Raw genomic sequence first — 15,750 nt, 5'->3', positions numbered from 1 at the left:
TCACGTCCCGGGACTCCAGACAGGCCGTGCCGCATCGGATGCGGTGGAGGGGCTCACCCGCCCGGGGAGCGGCCGACGAGGTCCCTTGTGGGGTCGAAGGCGGCTCCGGCGGTGAAGTACAGCTCGTCACCGTCGTACCCGACGGACATCCGCACGTCCGCGCAGCCTTCGCCGTAGAGGGTGAAGTCCGGCTCGCCCGTGCCCCGTTCGAGGGTGGCAAGGAATCCCTCGGCCGGCGCGCGCACATCGGCGAGACGCGCGATTCCTAGCAGGTGGGGCCCAACTCGACGAGCCACATGCCCCGCCGGGAATGGCGCCGCACCGCGAGGCGCACCGGTTCGCCGCGCTGGTCCGCGAGCCCGGGGGACTCCGCGACGACGACGCTCGCATCCCGCGCTGCCTCAAGAACCACCTGCGAGGCGCCCCGCCCCGGCGCCACCCGGTGCCTCATTCCCCCGCCCCGCCACCCAGCCCCGCCAAGTACGCGTCCACCAGAGCGATCTGCCGCTCAGCGGGAAAGTCCCGCGGGGCGAACAGCGCCTGGACGACCAGGCCGAGTACGAAACTCTGGGCAGCGGCGGCGGTTTCCTCGGGCCGTGTGTCGGGCGGCAGTTCGCCCAGCTCACGGGCTTGGGTGAGGTGCTCGGTCATCCGCTCACGCGCACGGCGGTAGCGCTCGGCATGCTCCTTGGCCAGCTCCGGATCGGCGAGCGCCACGTCCCAGGAGGCCACCCAGATGCGGTTGCTCGCCGCGCTCTCGGCGTCCAGCGGGAGGATGTCGAGCAGTGTCGCCCGCAGCATCACCAGGCCGGACGCCTCCCCGGCCCGCTCGGCCGCCGGGCGCGGGCGGTCGGCCGAGTGTCGGTCGAGCACCTCCAGGGCGTGTCTCAGCAGTGCGCGCTTGCTGGGGAAGTAGTGCGTGAGCAGGCCGGTGGTCGCCCCCATCTCCGCGGCGACCGCACGCAAGGTCAGGCCGCCGAAGCCATGGGCGGCAAGCACCCGCCACACCGCCTGGGAAACCTCGGTCCTGCGGGCTTCATGATCTGTACGGGCCGGCGGCGTCATGGCCGCTAGAGTACATACCCAACGTTCGTTACGTACCTGGCGCGTGCTGCCCCGGCACCCGCGCGCGCCAGCCGGACAACCGCATAGGACCAGCCATGTACGCCATATCGCTGACCGAGAATGCCGAGCTCCGCATGCTGGAGCCCTGGCAGGACGCCGAGTTCCTGGCCCACATCGACCGGGCCCGCGCCAACACCGACCCGTGGATCCCCTGGGCCTCGCGCTCCACCGACCTGGAATCGGCCCGTGCCACCCTCCAGAAGTTCGCGGACAAGCAGGCCGCCGACGCCGGACGGATCTACGGGATCTGGCGGGACGGCGTCCTGATCGGCGGCGTGATGTTCGTGCATTTCGACGCCAAGGCGGGCACCTGCGAGATCGGCGTGTGGGCCGAGCCCGCGGGTGAGGGTCACGGGCTGATCAGCGCCTCGGTCCGGCAGTTGATCGCGTACGCGTTCGGCGAGCGCGGCATCCACCGCATCGAGTGGTGGAACAGCGCCGGGAACACCCGCAGCCGAGCGGTCGCCCAGCGCATGGGCATGCACCTGGACGGCACCCTGCGCGAGCAGTCGCTGTACAAGGGCGTGCGCCACGACATGGAGATCTGGTCCCTGCTGGCGCACGAATGGCGAGGCGACCAAGGGCGGTCAGGGGTGGCCAACGGCGACCAGGGTCAGGACGCCGCGTGACTCGACCTCTTCCCACGTGACGTACGCGCCTCAGACCGCGAGGCGTTCCGCGACCAGGAGCACGCCGATCACGATCATGGCGGCACCCGAGAGGCGGGTGACGGCGCGCGCGGCCGCGGGGCGCGCTCGCAGGACGGTGCGGGCCAGTACACCCACGCTCAGGTAGATCGCGGCGCAGCTGAGCGTGTGGACCAGGCCGAGCGTGCCGATCTGGGCGGCGAGCGGCCAGCTGCCGTCCGGGGCGGTGAACTGCGGCAGCAGGGCCAGGAAGAGCAGGAGCGCCTTGGGGTTGAGGCCGCTGATCCCCACCCCTTTGAGGAGCCGCGCTCCCGCCGCCGCGCCGTCCCCTTCCTGCGCCGCGGTTCCGGCGACGGCGGGCCGGGCCAGCGTCGTGGCGCCGAGCCACACCAGGTAGAGGGCGCCGATGACGGTCAGGGCGGTGAGCACGGACGGCGTGCTCGCCACCACGGCCGCCACACCGGCGGCGACCACGGCGGTCAGGGCGACGTAGCCGAGCAGAAGGCCGCCGACGGCCGGGACCACGGACCGATCGCGGAGCCCGGCGTTGATCGCGTAGGCCCAGTCCGCTCCCGGCACGAGGATGAGCAGGACTGAGACCGCCCAGAAGGCGGTGATGGAACTGACGGCCACGACGTACTTCTCCCTCTCAAACAGGTTCTGAGTAGGAGATTAGTTCCGAAGAGCCCAAAGGTGTTTCCAAATATTGCCAGCTCAGGCGGTTACGGTGGCAGAATCTTCCCCATGGATGATGTGGACCGGAAGATTCTTGCGGAGCTCCAGGACGACGGCCGTCTGACGGTCACGGAGCTGGCGGCCCGCGTGCGGCTGAGCCTCTCCCCCTGCCACCGCCGACTGCGCGAACTCGAACGCAGTGGCGCCATCCGCGGCTACCGCGCGATCCTGGACGCGGGCACCGTGGGCCTGAGCTTCGAGGCGCTGGTCTTCGTCACCATGCGCCAGGAGGACCGCGACACCGTCTCCGCCTTCGAGCACGCCCTCACCGAGATCCCGGAGATCTTGCAGGCCGAGCGCCTCTTCGGGGATCCCGACTATCTCGTACGCATCGTCAGCAAGGACCTGCCGGCTTTCCAGCGGCTCTACGACGACAAGCTGGCCACGTTGCCGGGCGTGCAGCGCCTGAGCTCCACGCTCGTCATGAAACACGTGGTGCACGAGCGCGCGCTGCCTCTGTGAGCGTCAGCAACGGCCCCGCGGTGAGGACGCCGCGCGTCCTCACCCTGGCCAGCAGCAGAACCAGCGGGTTCCACCGGGCCGTCGGGGCCGCATATCCGTGAATCAGCACCAGGGCAGGTGTGTCGGGCTTCGTCCCCACAGGGTCATGGCTCAGCATGGCCCCACCCTGACCGGCGGCGGCACGTCAGGTATTGGACGAATGTTCCCCGCTGCCGGGCCGCCCCCGCTCGACGTCAGGGAAGCCTGGAAGCCCGGCGTCAGGGGTGCCCGCCACGTCACGAAGGCGTGCCGAGCGCCACGGGGGTTCCCGCGGGCGGCCCCAGCGCACCCGGCGTGCAGCGGGCGAAGGCCAGGATGTCGCGATGCAGGTGGGACTGGTCGGCGTAGCCACATGCCACGGCGACCGCAGCCGCGTCACGGCCAGCCGAGAGGCCTCGGACGGCGCGGTCGAAGCGTACGAGCATCGCGGCGCGCTTGGGTGTCAGGCCCACCTGGGCGGTGAACCTCGACCACAGGCGCTTGCGGCTCCACCCGCACGCGACCGCCAGGTCGGCGATCCGCACCTGGCCCCGGCGGGAGACGATGCGCTCCCAGCTGGTGACGACCTCCGGATCCATCGACGGCGCCGACGCATGGCGGCGTGCCAGGAACTCATGCATCAGCGCGAAGCGGTCGTCCCACCCGTCGGCGACCGTCAACTGTTCGCGCAGCCGCGACTCTTGGCGTCCCCACAGCTCCTCGAGGCCGAACACACCGCCCTCCAGGTCGACGGGCGGGACGCCGAGCAACGAGTAGGCACTCACTGGAGACATGCGTAACTCCACGCAGTGCACACGCTCCCCACGGACACGGGCCTCCCCCGGCGAAAGTCCGGCGGCGAGACTCCGTAACGCCCGGCTGCCGCCGCTGTTCTCGACGGCCAAGGCGTCGTCCCCGAGTTCGACGACCACCGTCACGACAGGCTGCGGGATGACCCGCATGTCCAGTCCGGCATCCGACCGGTCACGGAATCCGACGAGCGTCACGCCGTCGAGCGGCGCCGCGCGGCGCGGGACCACGACTTCCCACCCGCGCAGGCGGTCACCCTCGTACAGAACCGAGTCCACACCGTCCAAACTACCGGCTCGTCCCCCCGCGGCGTCCTTGCCGCCCGCTCTCCCGCAGTTCGTTTCCCCACGGCCCTGTCCCCGGCCGCCTCACCACTCGGCGAACGAGCCGTCCTCGTGCCGCCACACCGGGTTGTGCCAGTCGGCCTCGCTGTCGTCGGCCGCACGCACCGCCGCCTCGTCGACCTCGATGCCCAGCCCCGGCCCGGTCGGGCGCAGGATGTGCCCCTGATGGAACCGGAACACCTCGGTGTCGGCGAGGTAGGAGAGGACGTCGGCGCCCTTGTTGTAGTGGATGCCGATCGACTGTTCCTGGATGAGAAAGTTGGGGACACTGACGGCGATCTGGAGGCTGGCGGCCAACGCCACGGGGCCCAGCGGGCAGTGCGGGGCGATGAGGGTGTCGAAGGTCTCGGCGAGGGAGGCGATGCGGCGGACCTCGGAGATGCCGCCCGCGTGGGACAGGTCGGGTTGCAGGACCGCGACGCCGGCCTGCAGGGCGGGCAGCACGTCCTGCCGCGAGTACAGGCGCTCGCCGGTGGCGATCGGCACGGGCGAGGAGGCGACCAGGGCGGGCAGCAAGTGCCCGTACTCCGGCAGGAGCGGTTCCTCGACGAACAGGGGCGCGAGCGGGGCCAGGTGAGGCAGCACCTGGCGGGCGTTGGCGGCGTGGAAGCGTCCGTGGAAGTCGAGTGCGAAGTCCCGCCCGGGGCCGAGGACTTCGCGGGCCGCGGTGGCACGGGTGACGATCCCGTCGATGTCGGCGACGGTGGCCAGCCGGTTCATGCGCCCGCCGGCGTTCATCTTCACCGCGGTGAAGCCCGCCTCGACCTGCGCCGTCACCTGTTCGGTGATGTGGGCGGGGTCGTCACCGCCCACCCAGCTGTAAGCGCGTACCCGCTCGCGGACCGGGCCGCCGAGCAGTACGTGCGCGGGCACGCCGAGCCGCTTGCCCGCGATGTCCCACAGCGCCTGGTCGAGTCCGGCCACCGCGCTGGAGAGGACCGGGCCGCCTCGGTAGAAGGACCCCTTCGTCATCACCTGCCAGTGGTCCTCGATGCCCGAGGGGTCCTTGCCGACAAGGAGTTCCGCCAGCTCGCCGACGGCCCTGCGAACGGTGGCCGCGCGCCCTTCGACCACCGGCTCGCCCCAGCCGACCAGTCCCTCGTCGGTCTCCACGCGGCACAGCAGCCAGCGGGGCGGCACTGCGAACGTCTCGATACGGGTGATCTTCATCGGGTGAACCTCCTTGTGCGGCAGGCAGATGACGGCGGCGTGGGGCGTGGAGGGGCACGAGCCTGCTCGTGGAGGGGCACGAGCCTTGGTTCAGGCGGAGGTCTTGAACACGCTCCATCCGCCGTCCACCACGAGGCTGGCTCCGGTGACGAAGGACGCCTCGTCACTCAGCAGGAACGCCGCGCTCGCCGCGACCTCGTCCGGGCGGCCCAGACGCCCCGCGGGGGTCTGCTCGATGCTGCGCGTCCGGGCCTCCACGCCGATCGTGTCCCAGGCCCGGGTCAGGATGGGCCCCGGCAGCAGGGCATTGACGCGTACGACGGGTGCGTACTCCACCGCGAGCTGGCGCGCGAGACCCGTCAGTCCCGCCTTCGCCGCCGCGTAGGCGGGGCGCCCGGGCAGGCCCATGACGGCGTGCACGGACGAGACCAGGACGACCGCGCCGCGCGTGGCACGGAGGTCGTCCAGGCAGGCCCGTACACCGAGGAACGCGCCGGTCAGCATGACCGACAACTGCCGGTCCCAGTCCGCCGTTTCGATGACGTCGGCCGGACCCCCGCGCACCGTGTAGGCATTGCTGAACAGGCCGGAAACCGGTCCGTAGCGGGCGCGGGCGGCCGCCACCGCCCGCGCCCAGGACTCTTCGTCCGCCACATCACACGTCTCGAAGACCGCACGCCCACCGCCCTCGCGGATGGCACGTGCGGCGCGTTCACCCTCCTCGGCATCCACATCGGCGATCACCACCCCGGCGCCCTCGGCCGCGAGCCGCCGCGCTGTCGCCGCGCCGATCCCGTGAGCTCCCCCGCTGACGACGACGCACCGACCGACGAAGCGCCGACCAAGCTTTACCGCCCCGCCGTCAAAGGAACCGGACTCCCCCGCCGAGCGTGGCTCTTCCCCCGAGCCCGACGACTCCGGCGGCTTCCCTGACTTCGACGAACCCCACGACTCAGCGCCCACAGGCACCTCAACTCCCGTCCCTCGCACGGCACACACGGCAACAGACGACCCACCGACGCCATTAACCACCACCAGAGACCTCCCCGCCAACACCCCCTCTCCACTCAGCCCCCGCCCCTTCCGGCCCGCGAAACGAAAGGTGGTGGACGGGCCGTGCCGCGTGATCGACGATCGTCGGGTGGAATCACTCATCGATCTCGACCAAGCCGCCGCCCAGATCAGCGCGCGCCGCCGGCAGTGGACCGCCGCGGGCCTCGTGGTCGGACCGCTCACCTGGCGGGACGCGGACGCGGTCTGGCCGCGGCGGCTGGGGACGAGCCGCTCACACGTGGAGGACCCGGACTCCGTCGGCATCCACGTCACCGGGCCCGCGGACGCTGAACTTTTCGTGGTCCTGTTCCGGGGCGGCTGGGCCGACGTCGACTTCATGGCAAGCCTCGCCGAAGACGACGAGATCGTGTGCGAGGCTCCGGCGGTCACTTCGCCGCACCTGTTCGGGGAACTCCTCGACGGATATGTGCTCCGGGCGTTCGGTCCACCGTCGGCGAAGACTTCCTGATGAGCTCCGGACCGGGACCCTGATGAGCTATGAGCCGGGACGTGGCGTCGGGTCTGTCCAGGCTGCTCGCATGTGGAAAGACATTGCGCGGCTGGCGTTTCCGGACGCGGGGTTCAGCGCGCCGGTCGATGCGGGCGACGTGGCCTCCGCGGAGCTGCGACTGGGGACCTCACTGCCGTCGGGCCTCGTGAGACTGCTGCTCGAGACCGACGGCATCGTGGGGCACTACGGCGTGGACGCGGTCTGGCCCCTGGAGCGGATCGTCGAGGACAATCTGCGCTTCTGGTCGGACAGTGCCTTCGCCGACCTCTACATGCCCTTCGACGCGCTCCTCTTCTTCGGGGACAACGGCGGCGGCGACCAGTTCGCGTTCATCCGAAAGCCCGCGCGCGCCGACATCTTCGTATGGCAGCACGAGGACGACAGTCGCCGCTGGGCCGCCCGAGACCTGGAGGACTATCTGGGCCGATCGCTCGCGGACGGGGAAGACGACTGGTACGAGTAGAGAAACCTCACTCGGCGCCCTCGGGCAGGCCCCGGTTCGCGGCAAGGTCGAACGTGAACGTCACCCGGTCCAGCCCCGGCCCGTCGTAGTCCGGCTTCACGGTCGAGACCGTGAAGCCGAGCCTGGCATGGAACGCCTGCGACGCGGTGTTCTGCGGGCTGGTGACGCAGTGCACGTACCGGCGGCCGTGCGACCGGGCGAGAGCGAAGAAGGCCCGGTACAGGGATCGCCCGATGCCGTGCCCGTGCAGTTGCGGGTCGACGCCGACGAAGTGCACATAGGCGGCGTCGGTTTCGCTCTGCGACAGGAAGCCGACCAGGAAGGCCGCGACCCGGCCCCCGCCTCCGGCCCCGCCGCCGCTGAGCGACTCCGGCTGCCCCGCGTCCTGCCCTCGCCTCTGCCCGTTCCCCTGCCGCTCCTCCTCGTCACGCTCGACCACAAAGCTGGTGGTGGTGAAGTGCTGGAAGTACAGCCTGGGCAGGAGCAGTGAGCGCTCCAGCGCACCGGCCGGTCCTTTCATGCCGCCCCACCACGAGTCCAGCACCGCGAGCACCTGCGGGTGGTCCTCCTCGGCAAGGTGTCGTGCCGTCAGGCCATCAGGAAGAGCGTCGATCATCGGTGCAGTCTGCCATCGGCACCACGCACGCCGCTACGCCGTCGCCCCACCCCTGAGATCCTGGCCCCCACCGGCCCTGCGACCGCCCCGGCCGCGACCCGATCGCGGACCCTCAACACATCCTCAGCGGCGAGGAGTTGAAGAAGGCCATCGGCCCATATCCTGCGCAGCACCGGCCACGAAGGCGAGATGGTGGCCGCCCAGCACCTCGTGTCACTGCCCGTCCTTCTCCTCCGACATGGAGGCGGGCTCGGCCCAGGAGAGGTCCTCCATGGAACCGCTGGACGAGCTCGGGGACGAGGCGTACCCGGAGATCCGGGAAATCGAGTACGAAGGCAGGGGCCGCACCCAGTACACCGCTCACACACGCGTGGGCGGCGCACTCGTCCCGGTCAAAGGCGTCGCGGGTATGGCAGTCGCGAGGACACCGTCCAGCGGACCGCTCATCTCGCCCGCGAGGTGGGCAAGTCCTTGTACGGCCCCCGGCCAGTGACTACGGCGTTCGTGCACGGCCCGGGAAGTGTCCCCCGGCTGTCACTGCGGGTGGACCTGAGGGCGCTCACCAGGACGCTGACCAGGAAGCCCCGGACCGATCGGTCGAGTCGGTCGATGATCGGCGGCGCAGCAACCAGCTTCGGCATACCGCTCTGCGTCATCACCGCGCCGGGTCGAGTCCGGTGAGGAGTGCCGGTCCTTGCCCTTCGCCCCAGGACCCCGCTCCCGAGCCTCCATCGGCGGCTCCGGTTTCCGCTCACGCGGCGAGGACGGCTCGCACGCCGGGCCCTTGCAGGCATGGCCATCCCCACTCTCACCCCCACGTCCACTCCCGCGCGGTGCGTCAGCGCCGCCCTTGGCGCCCTGGACACCCTTCACGCCTCCCTCGCCCTCCTCTCCCTTGGTGATCGCCTCGCCCTTCGTGCTCTCCTCACTCTTCACGGAGGGCTCGCCCTTACCCTTGATCGAGCGGGAGTTCGGGGCCGTCGTCGACGAGTCGAGCATCCATCGCTGCTCCTCGGACCCGTCGCGGACCTTGACCACGACATCCGCGCCCTTGCGCGCGGCGGCAGGCGCGACCGCCAGCCGTTCGTGCCACCGGGGCAGCAACTCCCCCAGCACCGTCAGGTCGTAGCGCACCTCGTCGGCATGCTCGGCCGAGGGTGCGACACATGCGCCGAGGACGGTCACGCCGTCGTCCCGGTGGGAGTCCAGGCAGAGGTCGGGACGCGTGACGCTGCTCAGCAGTCCGTTCTTGTCGTAGGACCACTGCTGGCTCGCCGCGGCCGAGCACTTCGCCAGCTTCGTCTCGGCAGCGGGCTTCACCTTCCCGCGGATGTCGAGGCAGAGATCGGCCGCCGTATTGCGGAGTCTGCCCTGGTCGGACCCGTCGGGGTGTCTCGCCGAGGTGGGCGTGGGAGCGCCCGGGGACGGCGTCCGGGAACCCGCGCTCGGGCCGGCGTCATGGCTTCCGGCCATGCCGGTCGGGGGCATGGCCCCGCCGCTGTTGCCGTCGCCCGAGGAGAGGGTGATGACGAGCACCGTCGCGAGCAGGGCCGCTGACCCCAGGGCCGCACCGGTGCGCACCGCCCCAGGGTGCGCACGCGCCTGCGCGAACGGACCGCCCGACAGGGGGGCGTGCGACGCCGGACGGTGGCGTCCGCCGCCGCCCGAGCGCCGTCCGCTCTGACCGGGGGCTCCTGCGCCGTGCTTCGCGCCGCCCCCGCGCCCCGGCCGCGACTGCAGGTATCGACGCGCCCCCCAGCCGAGTACCGCCTCGGCGAGTAGCGTGCCCAAGTCGCTTTCCACTAGGGCGAGTTGCTCTGTCACGTCTCGACAGTGGCGGCACTCGGACAAGTGGTGTCGCACATCGGACAGTAACGTGCCGCCCCGGCGCATCGTGACGTCGAGGATTCTGTTGTAGAGGGGGCATTCCTTGGTCGGGGCGAGTTCACGGTGGCCACGAACGATGCCTGTCCGGAATTGTTCACGCGCCTGCGTAAGGGCATCGGCCGCAAGGTCGGCACTCAGGCCCGACATACCTATTGGTATGGATATGTGCTCGGCCTCGACCGCGGTGTGCCACAGCAAGCACTGGGCGACTGCCGGAAGGGCCCAGAAGGAGTGTGCGGCCAGCCGCCGCTTTTCGGGGGTCATGGATGTCGCCGCCCGCATACCGCGGCCGCCGGTGGGTTTGCGGAGTTCCGGCATGAGGGCGGATATGCGCTCGTCGGCGGTCCACCCCCTGACCGTCTCCCTGACGGTCACCAGGAGGTACGGCCGCAGAGCCCCGCCCGGCTCGGCGCCCGCCAGCTGTTCGAGCATCTGATGAAAGGACGCCGTGGCGACCATCGAGGCCGAACTCGACGAAGAGGCGAGGCAGATGGCCGAGTAGTCGTACGTCGCTTGCCAGTGCCGCGCGAGCAGGAGCGCAACGGGTTGGTCGGACTCACCCTCCGACCGGCCACGCAGTCGGGCGGCAAGGTTCATGTCTGATTCTTCGGGGCTCACACCGGGATGAGGGGCATGGGTCGGACGTGGGGGGTGAGGGGATTGCACAGAACTTTTTCCTTCCGAGCCGAAAGACGGCACACGGAAAACACACCCACCGAAATGGGGCGCCTGATTGGTGCATACCTAAGGCTCACCGAGAGGGGAAAACGGATCAACAAACCGCGGGACCGCCCGAACACGGCCGACTGAAGACCTTTTGGGTCGGCGGCACGAATCTCGAACGAGAAAGGCGGGCTTGATCATTTCCTCAGCGCGAGGAAGCTCACCTTGGCACAGCCGACTCGCGGGAAACAAGAAGTTCGAGGGACTTCCATTCGGGAAGACAGGCGAACCTCGGCGTTACCTGCGGTACTCGCACCCGCTTTCGAAGACTACGGCGAATCACCCAGCGGTGCGGAAACGGTTAGCCCCTCGTCGAGGGTCGCGACGAGGGCGGCCGTTACGGGCGTGAAGCGACAAGAAGCCCACCCCTCAACGGACTTCAGGAAGCCCGAGAGGTCGTCCTGGACGGAACCCAGGAGGCCCGGCAGCTCCACCCGTGGGATCTCGATGGGGCGCCTTTCCTGGCGGTCCGCATCAGGCCACAGTCGGATGATCGCGCCCACGTGCTCGACTCGAGGTTCGCAATCGTGGCCGAGCCATGGCTCCTCGCCGTCCAACAGGCCTTGCCAGTCCCGCCAGTTCTCCAGCCCGAAGCAGCATCCTGGCTCTGCGGTGACACCGGTGTCGGTGTCGGTGACTCTCAGGCCGCCGGGCGCGACCACGCACTCGGCGGTGAGCAACCGGTTCAGTTGCGCCAGACCGTCCTCGGTCCGGCGCCCTCCCCGTTCGCGAGGCCTGTTGTTGTAGCCGGCCAGAACCGCCATGGCCGTGCCCACCTGACGCGGCGACAGGTCGCCGGACAGTCGCAGGAGGCGCTCGTCGGCGGGGTCGGAGACGGGCCACAGAGCGCAGCCTCTGGCCTCGTAGGTCTCCAGCACGGCATCCATGATCAGCACAGCCGCATTCTCCCGCACTGACGTGTGCCCGACGCGCGCGTGGTGGACCTGCTACCGGGACGAGCCGCCCGGCGGCGACCGCGGGGCGTCCCGAGCCGCCGTGACGCGTGGACACGGACAGGAAGGCACACGCCGCCCGTACTCGCGGGAGTCACCGTCCTCATGTACGGAGGGAACCCGTGCCCGGACCAGGGTGCCGAGTGCCGCGGCGAAACCCTTTTCCGCAGGGGTGTGCTCGCCCTCACGAGGCGGCGAGCGCCTCGCGCCAGACGGGGCTGTCCACGTAGTGGTTGTCGTAGCGCTCCGAGGACTCCGCGATCTTCTTCGGGTCGGTCTCGCCACGCATCACGCTGCCGAGGAGGCGCAGGTAGTCGAAGCGGGCCATGCCGGGCGTGAAGACGAACAGGACATCCGCCTCGCGGCCCGGGGCCGCGGCGAAGGCGTGCGGGGTGTGCGGGGGCACGGCGAGGAAGTCACCGGCGTTCAGCACGGTGATCTCGTCGCTTACCAGGACTTGCAGTGAGCCGCTGATCACGAAGAAGAGCTCCGTGGCCTTGGTGTGGAAGTGCGCGGGAGCCCCGACGGCCCCCTCGGTGAACGTGGAGCGGTAGGTGGTGAAGCCGCCGCCCGGTCCGTCGGTGTCGGCCAGCAGGGTCATGACGCTGCTCGGGTCGGCGCTGGTCTCGGCCTGCGACGCGCGGGTGAGCAGTGCGGTGAACTCGGCGTTCTTGCTGTCCATGGTGGTGTCCCCTTCGGCTCCGCGGCGGTCTCTCGCGCCGTTGTGATCACCACTGTATGAGCGTGAAAGACCCCCGGTGGAGTGCAATTCAGCGCCGAAAAGAAGGGTCAATTCCCGAGCTGGTCACGCTGGATCGCATGGGCGAGAGCCCGTCGCGCGGAGGCCGATCCGGTGACGGTCACGTCCGCGGGGATGTCGAGCCTGCGAGCGATCTCGTCGTACGTGTCCCTGTGGCTGCCCGGCAGTCGCGCCTGATGCCGCCTCAAGTCCTCTTCGACGAGCCGCCGCAACTCGTCGACGCTCTGGGGCGTGAAGCGCTTCCTCCCACGGCCGAGGGCGTTCACGTGACGCGTGCACCGGGCGGTCTCGTCCAGGGCCTCGGAAACCGCCTCGGCCAGGCCCCACAGGCGTCCTTCGAGCCACGGCGGGTCCCGCTGGTCCAGGTGGGTCTCCAGCGGCGGCGGCCGGTCGCCCGACTTGTACTTCGTCACCTGCTTGGACACGGCCGGCTGGCTCATGTCCGCCAACTCGGCGATCTTGTCCTGCGTCCAGCCGAGATCGACGAACAGTTTGATCACCTCGGCGCGGAGCTTCCGCATCTCCTCGCCCGCGCGAATGACCTCGTTCATGTCGGCGAGCATGCGCTCGGCCTGCCGCTCGGTCAGCGCCCCGGAGTCTTCATGAGTGTCATCTCCACCTGCCATGGCTCGGTTATACAGCTCCGCACCACGGTCGACATAACCGGGTTGTATAACCTGGTTATGACTGACAGGATCCGCCTCATGCCCACCTACCGCGCATCCGACGGAACCCAGCTCGCCTACCGCGTACACGGGGACGCACACGAAGACGGCATCCCCCTCGTGTGCGTCCCCGGCGGCCCGGCCGACTCCCGTTATCTCGGCGACCTGGGCGGCCTGTCCGCCCACCGGCGGCTGATCGTCCCGGACAGCCGCGGCACCGGCCGCTCCGCCATCCCCGAGGACCCTTCCTCCTACCGGTGCGACCGCCTCGTCGACGACATCGAGGCCCTCCGTCGGCACCTCGGCCTCTCCCGGATGGACCTGCTCGGCCACTCCGGCGGCGCGAACGTCGCGACGCAGTACGTGGTCCGGTACCCCCAGAACGTGGGCAAGCTCGCCCTGATCGGCCCCGGCATGCGAGCCGTCGGCATCGCCGTCCCCGGTGAGATGCGACGTGAGCTCGCGCTGTCACGCAAAGCCGAGCCGTGGTTTCCCCCGGCGTTCGCCGCCCTGGAGGCGATCACTGAGGGCACCGGCACCGACTGGGAGGCCATCAGCCCCTTCTTCTACGGCCGATGGGACTCCACCGCGCAGCAGCACTGCGCCACGAGTCGGCCGGACAACCGGGAAGCCGTCGTCGGCTTCGCGGCGGAGGGTGCCTTCGATACGCAGGTCGCCCGTGCGGGGCTCGCGAGCCGCGAGTTGCCGGTGCTGCTGCTCACGGGAGAGTTCGACATGAACAGCCCTCCGCGAGCGGTGGCCGAATTCGCGGCGCTCTTTTGCGACGCGACTTTCGTGGTGCAGCCGGCAGCGGGGCACCATCCGTGGCTCGACGACGCCGGGCAGTTCGTGGCGATCGCGGCGGCGTTCCTGGGTCACAGAGAAGGCGAAGAAGGGTGACCTACGGATGTTCAGCCCGTCGGCAGCGCGAAGTCGCACCAGACGGCCTTGCCCTCGCCTCGTGGCTCGATGCCCCAGCGCGTGGCGACCGCCTCCACCAGGAGCAGGCCACGTCCGGAGGTGGCGGTTTCCACCGGGGACTTCTTGTGGGGCCGGGTGCTTGAGCGGTCCTTCACCCAGAGGCGGACACGGCGGGGTGTCCCCGTGAGTACCTCCAGCGTGAGGATGGCGCCCCCGTCGGTGTGGACCAGGGCGTTGACGAGGAGTTCGCCCGCCGCCACCTCGACGTCGTCCGCCACCGCTCCAAGGCCCCACGACTCGAGGTGTTCCCGCAGCGCCGCACGCGCGTCGGCGAGCCCTTCCGGATCGGCCTGATGGACGTACCGGTGGATACGCGGCTCCTGGAGCGTCCCGGGGTCGGGGAGCCTGCGCAGAACCAGGAGCGCCACGTCGTCGCTGCTGCCCCATCTCTTCCACAGCGCGCGGGAGAGATGGTCCGCGAGGTCTTCCGCCTTCTCGGGGCCGGCGGACAGCACCTCGGCGAGGTTCCGCATCCCGGTGTCGAGATCGAGGCCGGGATCCTCCACGAGCCCGTCCGTGCACAGCACCATGGTCTCGCCGGGTACAAGGTCGAGCCGCGCCTCGGGATAGTCCTCCATGCCGAACTCGGTGGCCAGGCCCAGCGGCAGCCCGCCAGGAACCCGTGGCACGCCCACGCGGCCGTCGACATGCCGCACGAGAGGCGGCAGATGTCCGGCCCGCACGGCGCGCACGACGCCGGTCGTGGGGTCGAACTGGGCGTAGGTGCAGGTGGCGAAGCGCTCGGTGTCCAGCTCGGCCAGGAAGCGGGAGGCGCGCGAGAGCACAGTCGCGGGCGAGTGCCCCTCGCCGGCGAAGGCACGCAGGGCGATGCGGAGCTGCCCCATGATGGCGGCGGCGTGGGTGTCGTGCCCCTGTACGTCGCCGACCACCACGCCGATGCGCCCGCGGGGCAGGGTGATGACGTCGTAGAAATCGCCTCCGACTTCGCGACCGCCCCAGGCCGCGTGATAGCGGACGGCGACCTCGGAGTCCGCGACGTCGGGGATCCCGCGCGGCAACATCGTGGCCTGTAGGTTCTTGGCGAGGTCCCGTTCCTCGTCGAAGAGCATGGCGCGCTGCAGCGACTGGGCGACGATGCCGGAGAGACCGATGCAGAGGTTGCGGTCCGCGTCGGTGAAGTCCTTGCGGCCACGGTAGAAGAGCGCGAGTCCGCCGATGGCGCGGTCCTGCGCCACCAGGGGAAGGAACGCCGCCGAGTCGAGTTTCATGTGCTGGATGTAGGGGCCGAGGTGAGGGAAGCGCTGCCCGAGATCGGGCAGCGAACCCACGAAGCGGGGCTGCCGGGTCGCGATGGCCTCGGTCAGCGGCAGCGATTCGTCGACCTTGTGCAGCTTGATCTCGTCGAGTGCCTGCATCGTCTGGCCCACCAGGGCGATCAGTTTCAGGTTCTCCCCCTCGACCAGTCCGAGGACCAGGCCGTCGGCGGCGAACCGGTCGAGGCCGCTCGCCCCGGAGAGCACGGCCACCACGTCGTCGACCGTGACGGCCCGGGAGAGGGCCTGCGTGGTGCCCTGCACCATTAGGGCGACGCCCTGCCGACGCTCCTCCCTGGGGTCGGTGGCCGCGAGTTCCGCCCCGTCCTTGGCGGCGGTGCGCACGACACCGACGGCGCGCGCCGGCCGGCCCGCGCCATCACGCAGGATGCGGCCACGGGCGTGCGTGAGGTGCAGGGAACCGTCGCGGTGACGGACGCGGAAGTAGACGCCGTAGACGTCGGCGCCCGTGGTGTGCGCCTCCGAGACGGCGAAGCTGATGCGTACGGTCTCCTCGGGGGGGCAGTCGCCCCTGCAGTGAGGCGACAAGGCC

At 70.2% G+C, this 15,750-nt stretch carries 18 protein-coding genes and 1 pseudogene; 5 read left to right on the top strand and 14 right to left on the bottom strand.

Annotation, left to right across the window (positions count from 1 at the left end; all coding sequences use genetic code 11):
- Positions 1-53: 53 nt before the first annotated feature.
- Genes AB0I94_RS14030 through AB0I94_RS14020 form a run of 3 tightly spaced genes read right to left on the bottom strand, consistent with a single transcriptional unit; the run spans position 54 to position 1,065 of the window.
- Positions 54-245, bottom strand: coding sequence for a hypothetical protein (locus tag AB0I94_RS14030; RefSeq protein WP_363309774.1), 192 nt, complete (start codon positions 243-245; stop codon positions 54-56).
- Between the two features lie 20 nt (positions 246-265).
- Positions 266-451: a hypothetical protein gene (locus AB0I94_RS14025; protein WP_363309773.1), complete on the bottom strand. Its 186-nt coding sequence runs from the start codon at positions 449-451 to the stop codon at positions 266-268.
- The gene (locus tag AB0I94_RS14020; RefSeq protein WP_363309772.1) at positions 448-1,065 is read right to left on the bottom strand and encodes a TetR/AcrR family transcriptional regulator; all 618 of its coding nucleotides are present in this window, start codon (positions 1,063-1,065) and stop codon (positions 448-450) included. Before AB0I94_RS14020 ends, AB0I94_RS14025 begins: the two co-directional genes overlap by 4 nt.
- A gap of 95 nt (positions 1,066-1,160) precedes the next feature.
- On the opposite strand from AB0I94_RS14020, the gene AB0I94_RS14015 reads away from it, so the two are divergent.
- A complete protein-coding gene (locus AB0I94_RS14015; protein WP_363309771.1) occupies positions 1,161-1,754 on the top strand; it encodes a GNAT family protein in 594 nt (197 codons plus the stop codon).
- Positions 1,755-1,784: 30 nt separating this feature from the next.
- Here the strand turns inward: AB0I94_RS14015 and AB0I94_RS14010 are convergent, their stop codons facing one another.
- Positions 1,785-2,405 (bottom strand): LysE family transporter, encoded by a 621-nt coding sequence (locus AB0I94_RS14010; protein ID WP_363309770.1) that lies wholly within the window; start codon positions 2,403-2,405, stop codon positions 1,785-1,787.
- Between the two features lie 111 nt (positions 2,406-2,516).
- Here AB0I94_RS14010 and AB0I94_RS14005 point away from each other — a divergent pair, with 111 nt between their 5' ends.
- Positions 2,517-2,969: an Lrp/AsnC family transcriptional regulator gene (locus AB0I94_RS14005; protein WP_363309769.1), complete on the top strand. Its 453-nt coding sequence runs from the start codon at positions 2,517-2,519 to the stop codon at positions 2,967-2,969.
- Positions 2,970-3,244: 275 nt separating this feature from the next.
- Here AB0I94_RS14005 and AB0I94_RS14000 read toward each other — a convergent pair whose 3' ends face one another.
- From AB0I94_RS14000 to AB0I94_RS13990, 3 genes and pseudogenes are all read right to left on the bottom strand, one after another.
- The gene (locus AB0I94_RS14000) at positions 3,245-4,075 is read right to left on the bottom strand and encodes an AraC family transcriptional regulator (RefSeq protein WP_363309768.1); all 831 of its coding nucleotides are present in this window, start codon (positions 4,073-4,075) and stop codon (positions 3,245-3,247) included.
- Positions 4,076-4,165: 90 nt separating this feature from the next.
- Positions 4,166-5,335 carry a galactonate dehydratase gene (dgoD, locus tag AB0I94_RS13995; RefSeq protein WP_363309897.1) on the bottom strand — a complete coding sequence of 390 codons (1,170 nt, stop codon included), beginning with the start codon at positions 5,333-5,335 and terminating at the stop codon, positions 4,166-4,168.
- Positions 5,336-5,401: 66 nt separating this feature from the next.
- Positions 5,402-6,154 (bottom strand): annotated as a pseudogene (locus AB0I94_RS13990) (SDR family NAD(P)-dependent oxidoreductase); the annotation flags it as partial.
- Positions 6,155-6,452: 298 nt separating this feature from the next.
- Between AB0I94_RS13990 and AB0I94_RS13985 the strand changes: the two are divergent.
- Positions 6,453-6,833 carry a hypothetical protein gene (locus AB0I94_RS13985; RefSeq protein WP_363309767.1) on the top strand — a complete coding sequence of 127 codons (381 nt, stop codon included), beginning with the start codon at positions 6,453-6,455 and terminating at the stop codon, positions 6,831-6,833.
- Between the two features lie 70 nt (positions 6,834-6,903).
- On the top strand, positions 6,904-7,338 hold the full coding sequence (locus AB0I94_RS13980) for an SMI1/KNR4 family protein (RefSeq protein ID WP_363309766.1): 435 nt from the start codon (positions 6,904-6,906) through the stop codon (positions 7,336-7,338).
- A 7-nt stretch (positions 7,339-7,345) separates the two neighbouring features.
- Here the strand turns inward: AB0I94_RS13980 and AB0I94_RS13975 are convergent, their stop codons facing one another.
- The 6 genes from AB0I94_RS13975 to AB0I94_RS13950 all read right to left on the bottom strand — a co-directional run bounded on the left by AB0I94_RS13975 (position 7,346) and on the right by AB0I94_RS13950 (position 12,903).
- Complete coding sequence (locus AB0I94_RS13975) at positions 7,346-7,954, bottom strand: GNAT family N-acetyltransferase (RefSeq protein WP_363309765.1); 609 nt, start codon at positions 7,952-7,954, stop codon at positions 7,346-7,348.
- Positions 7,955-8,167: 213 nt separating this feature from the next.
- Positions 8,168-8,302: a hypothetical protein gene (locus AB0I94_RS13970; RefSeq protein WP_363309764.1), complete on the bottom strand. Its 135-nt coding sequence runs from the start codon at positions 8,300-8,302 to the stop codon at positions 8,168-8,170.
- Between the two features lie 186 nt (positions 8,303-8,488).
- A complete protein-coding gene (locus tag AB0I94_RS13965) occupies positions 8,489-10,438 on the bottom strand; it encodes an RICIN domain-containing protein (protein ID WP_363309763.1) in 1,950 nt (649 codons plus the stop codon).
- Positions 10,439-10,833: 395 nt separating this feature from the next.
- Positions 10,834-11,460, bottom strand: coding sequence for a hypothetical protein (locus AB0I94_RS13960; protein WP_363309762.1), 627 nt, complete (start codon positions 11,458-11,460; stop codon positions 10,834-10,836).
- 241 nt (positions 11,461-11,701) lie between these two features.
- Positions 11,702-12,199 carry a cupin domain-containing protein gene (locus AB0I94_RS13955; RefSeq protein ID WP_363309761.1) on the bottom strand — a complete coding sequence of 166 codons (498 nt, stop codon included), beginning with the start codon at positions 12,197-12,199 and terminating at the stop codon, positions 11,702-11,704.
- Between the two features lie 107 nt (positions 12,200-12,306).
- A complete protein-coding gene (locus AB0I94_RS13950) occupies positions 12,307-12,903 on the bottom strand; it encodes a sigma-70 family RNA polymerase sigma factor (protein WP_363309760.1) in 597 nt (198 codons plus the stop codon).
- Positions 12,904-12,981: 78 nt separating this feature from the next.
- Here AB0I94_RS13950 and AB0I94_RS13945 point away from each other — a divergent pair, with 78 nt between their 5' ends.
- Entirely contained in the window at positions 12,982-13,842 is an 861-nt protein-coding gene (locus tag AB0I94_RS13945; protein ID WP_363309896.1) for an alpha/beta hydrolase, read from the top strand.
- An 11-nt stretch (positions 13,843-13,853) separates the two neighbouring features.
- On the opposite strand, the gene AB0I94_RS13940 is transcribed toward AB0I94_RS13945, so the two are convergent.
- On the bottom strand, positions 13,854-15,746 hold the full coding sequence (locus AB0I94_RS13940; protein ID WP_363309759.1) for a SpoIIE family protein phosphatase: 1,893 nt from the start codon (positions 15,744-15,746) through the stop codon (positions 13,854-13,856).
- Positions 15,747-15,750: the final 4 nt, after the last annotated feature.

This window comes from Streptomyces sp. NPDC050147 (assembly GCF_040660195.1).
Classification (GTDB): Bacteria; Actinomycetota; Actinomycetes; order Streptomycetales; family Streptomycetaceae; genus Streptomyces.
The sequence above is the reverse complement of the archived record's forward strand: the minus strand, read 5'-3'. Positions and strand labels throughout refer to the sequence as shown.

Excerpts from the sequence above, each read along its gene's own strand:
- AB0I94_RS14020 (WP_363309772.1), bottom strand. The coding sequence starts at position 1,065 with ATGACGCCGCCGGCCCGTACAGATCATGAAGCCCGCAGGACCGAGGTT.
- AB0I94_RS14005 (WP_363309769.1), top strand. The coding sequence starts at position 2,517 with ATGGATGATGTGGACCGGAAGATTCTTGCGGAGCTCCAGGACGACGGC.
- AB0I94_RS13965 (WP_363309763.1), bottom strand. The coding sequence starts at position 10,438 with ATGAACCTTGCCGCCCGACTGCGTGGCCGGTCGGAGGGTGAGTCCGAC.
- AB0I94_RS13950 (WP_363309760.1), bottom strand. The coding sequence starts at position 12,903 with ATGGCAGGTGGAGATGACACTCATGAAGACTCCGGGGCGCTGACCGAG.
- AB0I94_RS14015 (WP_363309771.1), top strand. The coding sequence starts at position 1,161 with ATGTACGCCATATCGCTGACCGAGAATGCCGAGCTCCGCATGCTGGAG.
- AB0I94_RS13945 (WP_363309896.1), top strand. The coding sequence starts at position 12,982 with ATGCCCACCTACCGCGCATCCGACGGAACCCAGCTCGCCTACCGCGTA.
- AB0I94_RS13955 (WP_363309761.1), bottom strand. The coding sequence starts at position 12,199 with ATGGACAGCAAGAACGCCGAGTTCACCGCACTGCTCACCCGCGCGTCG.
- AB0I94_RS14025 (WP_363309773.1), bottom strand. The coding sequence starts at position 451 with ATGAGGCACCGGGTGGCGCCGGGGCGGGGCGCCTCGCAGGTGGTTCTT.
- AB0I94_RS13980 (WP_363309766.1), top strand. The coding sequence starts at position 6,904 with ATGTGGAAAGACATTGCGCGGCTGGCGTTTCCGGACGCGGGGTTCAGC.
- AB0I94_RS13975 (WP_363309765.1), bottom strand. The coding sequence starts at position 7,954 with ATGATCGACGCTCTTCCTGATGGCCTGACGGCACGACACCTTGCCGAG.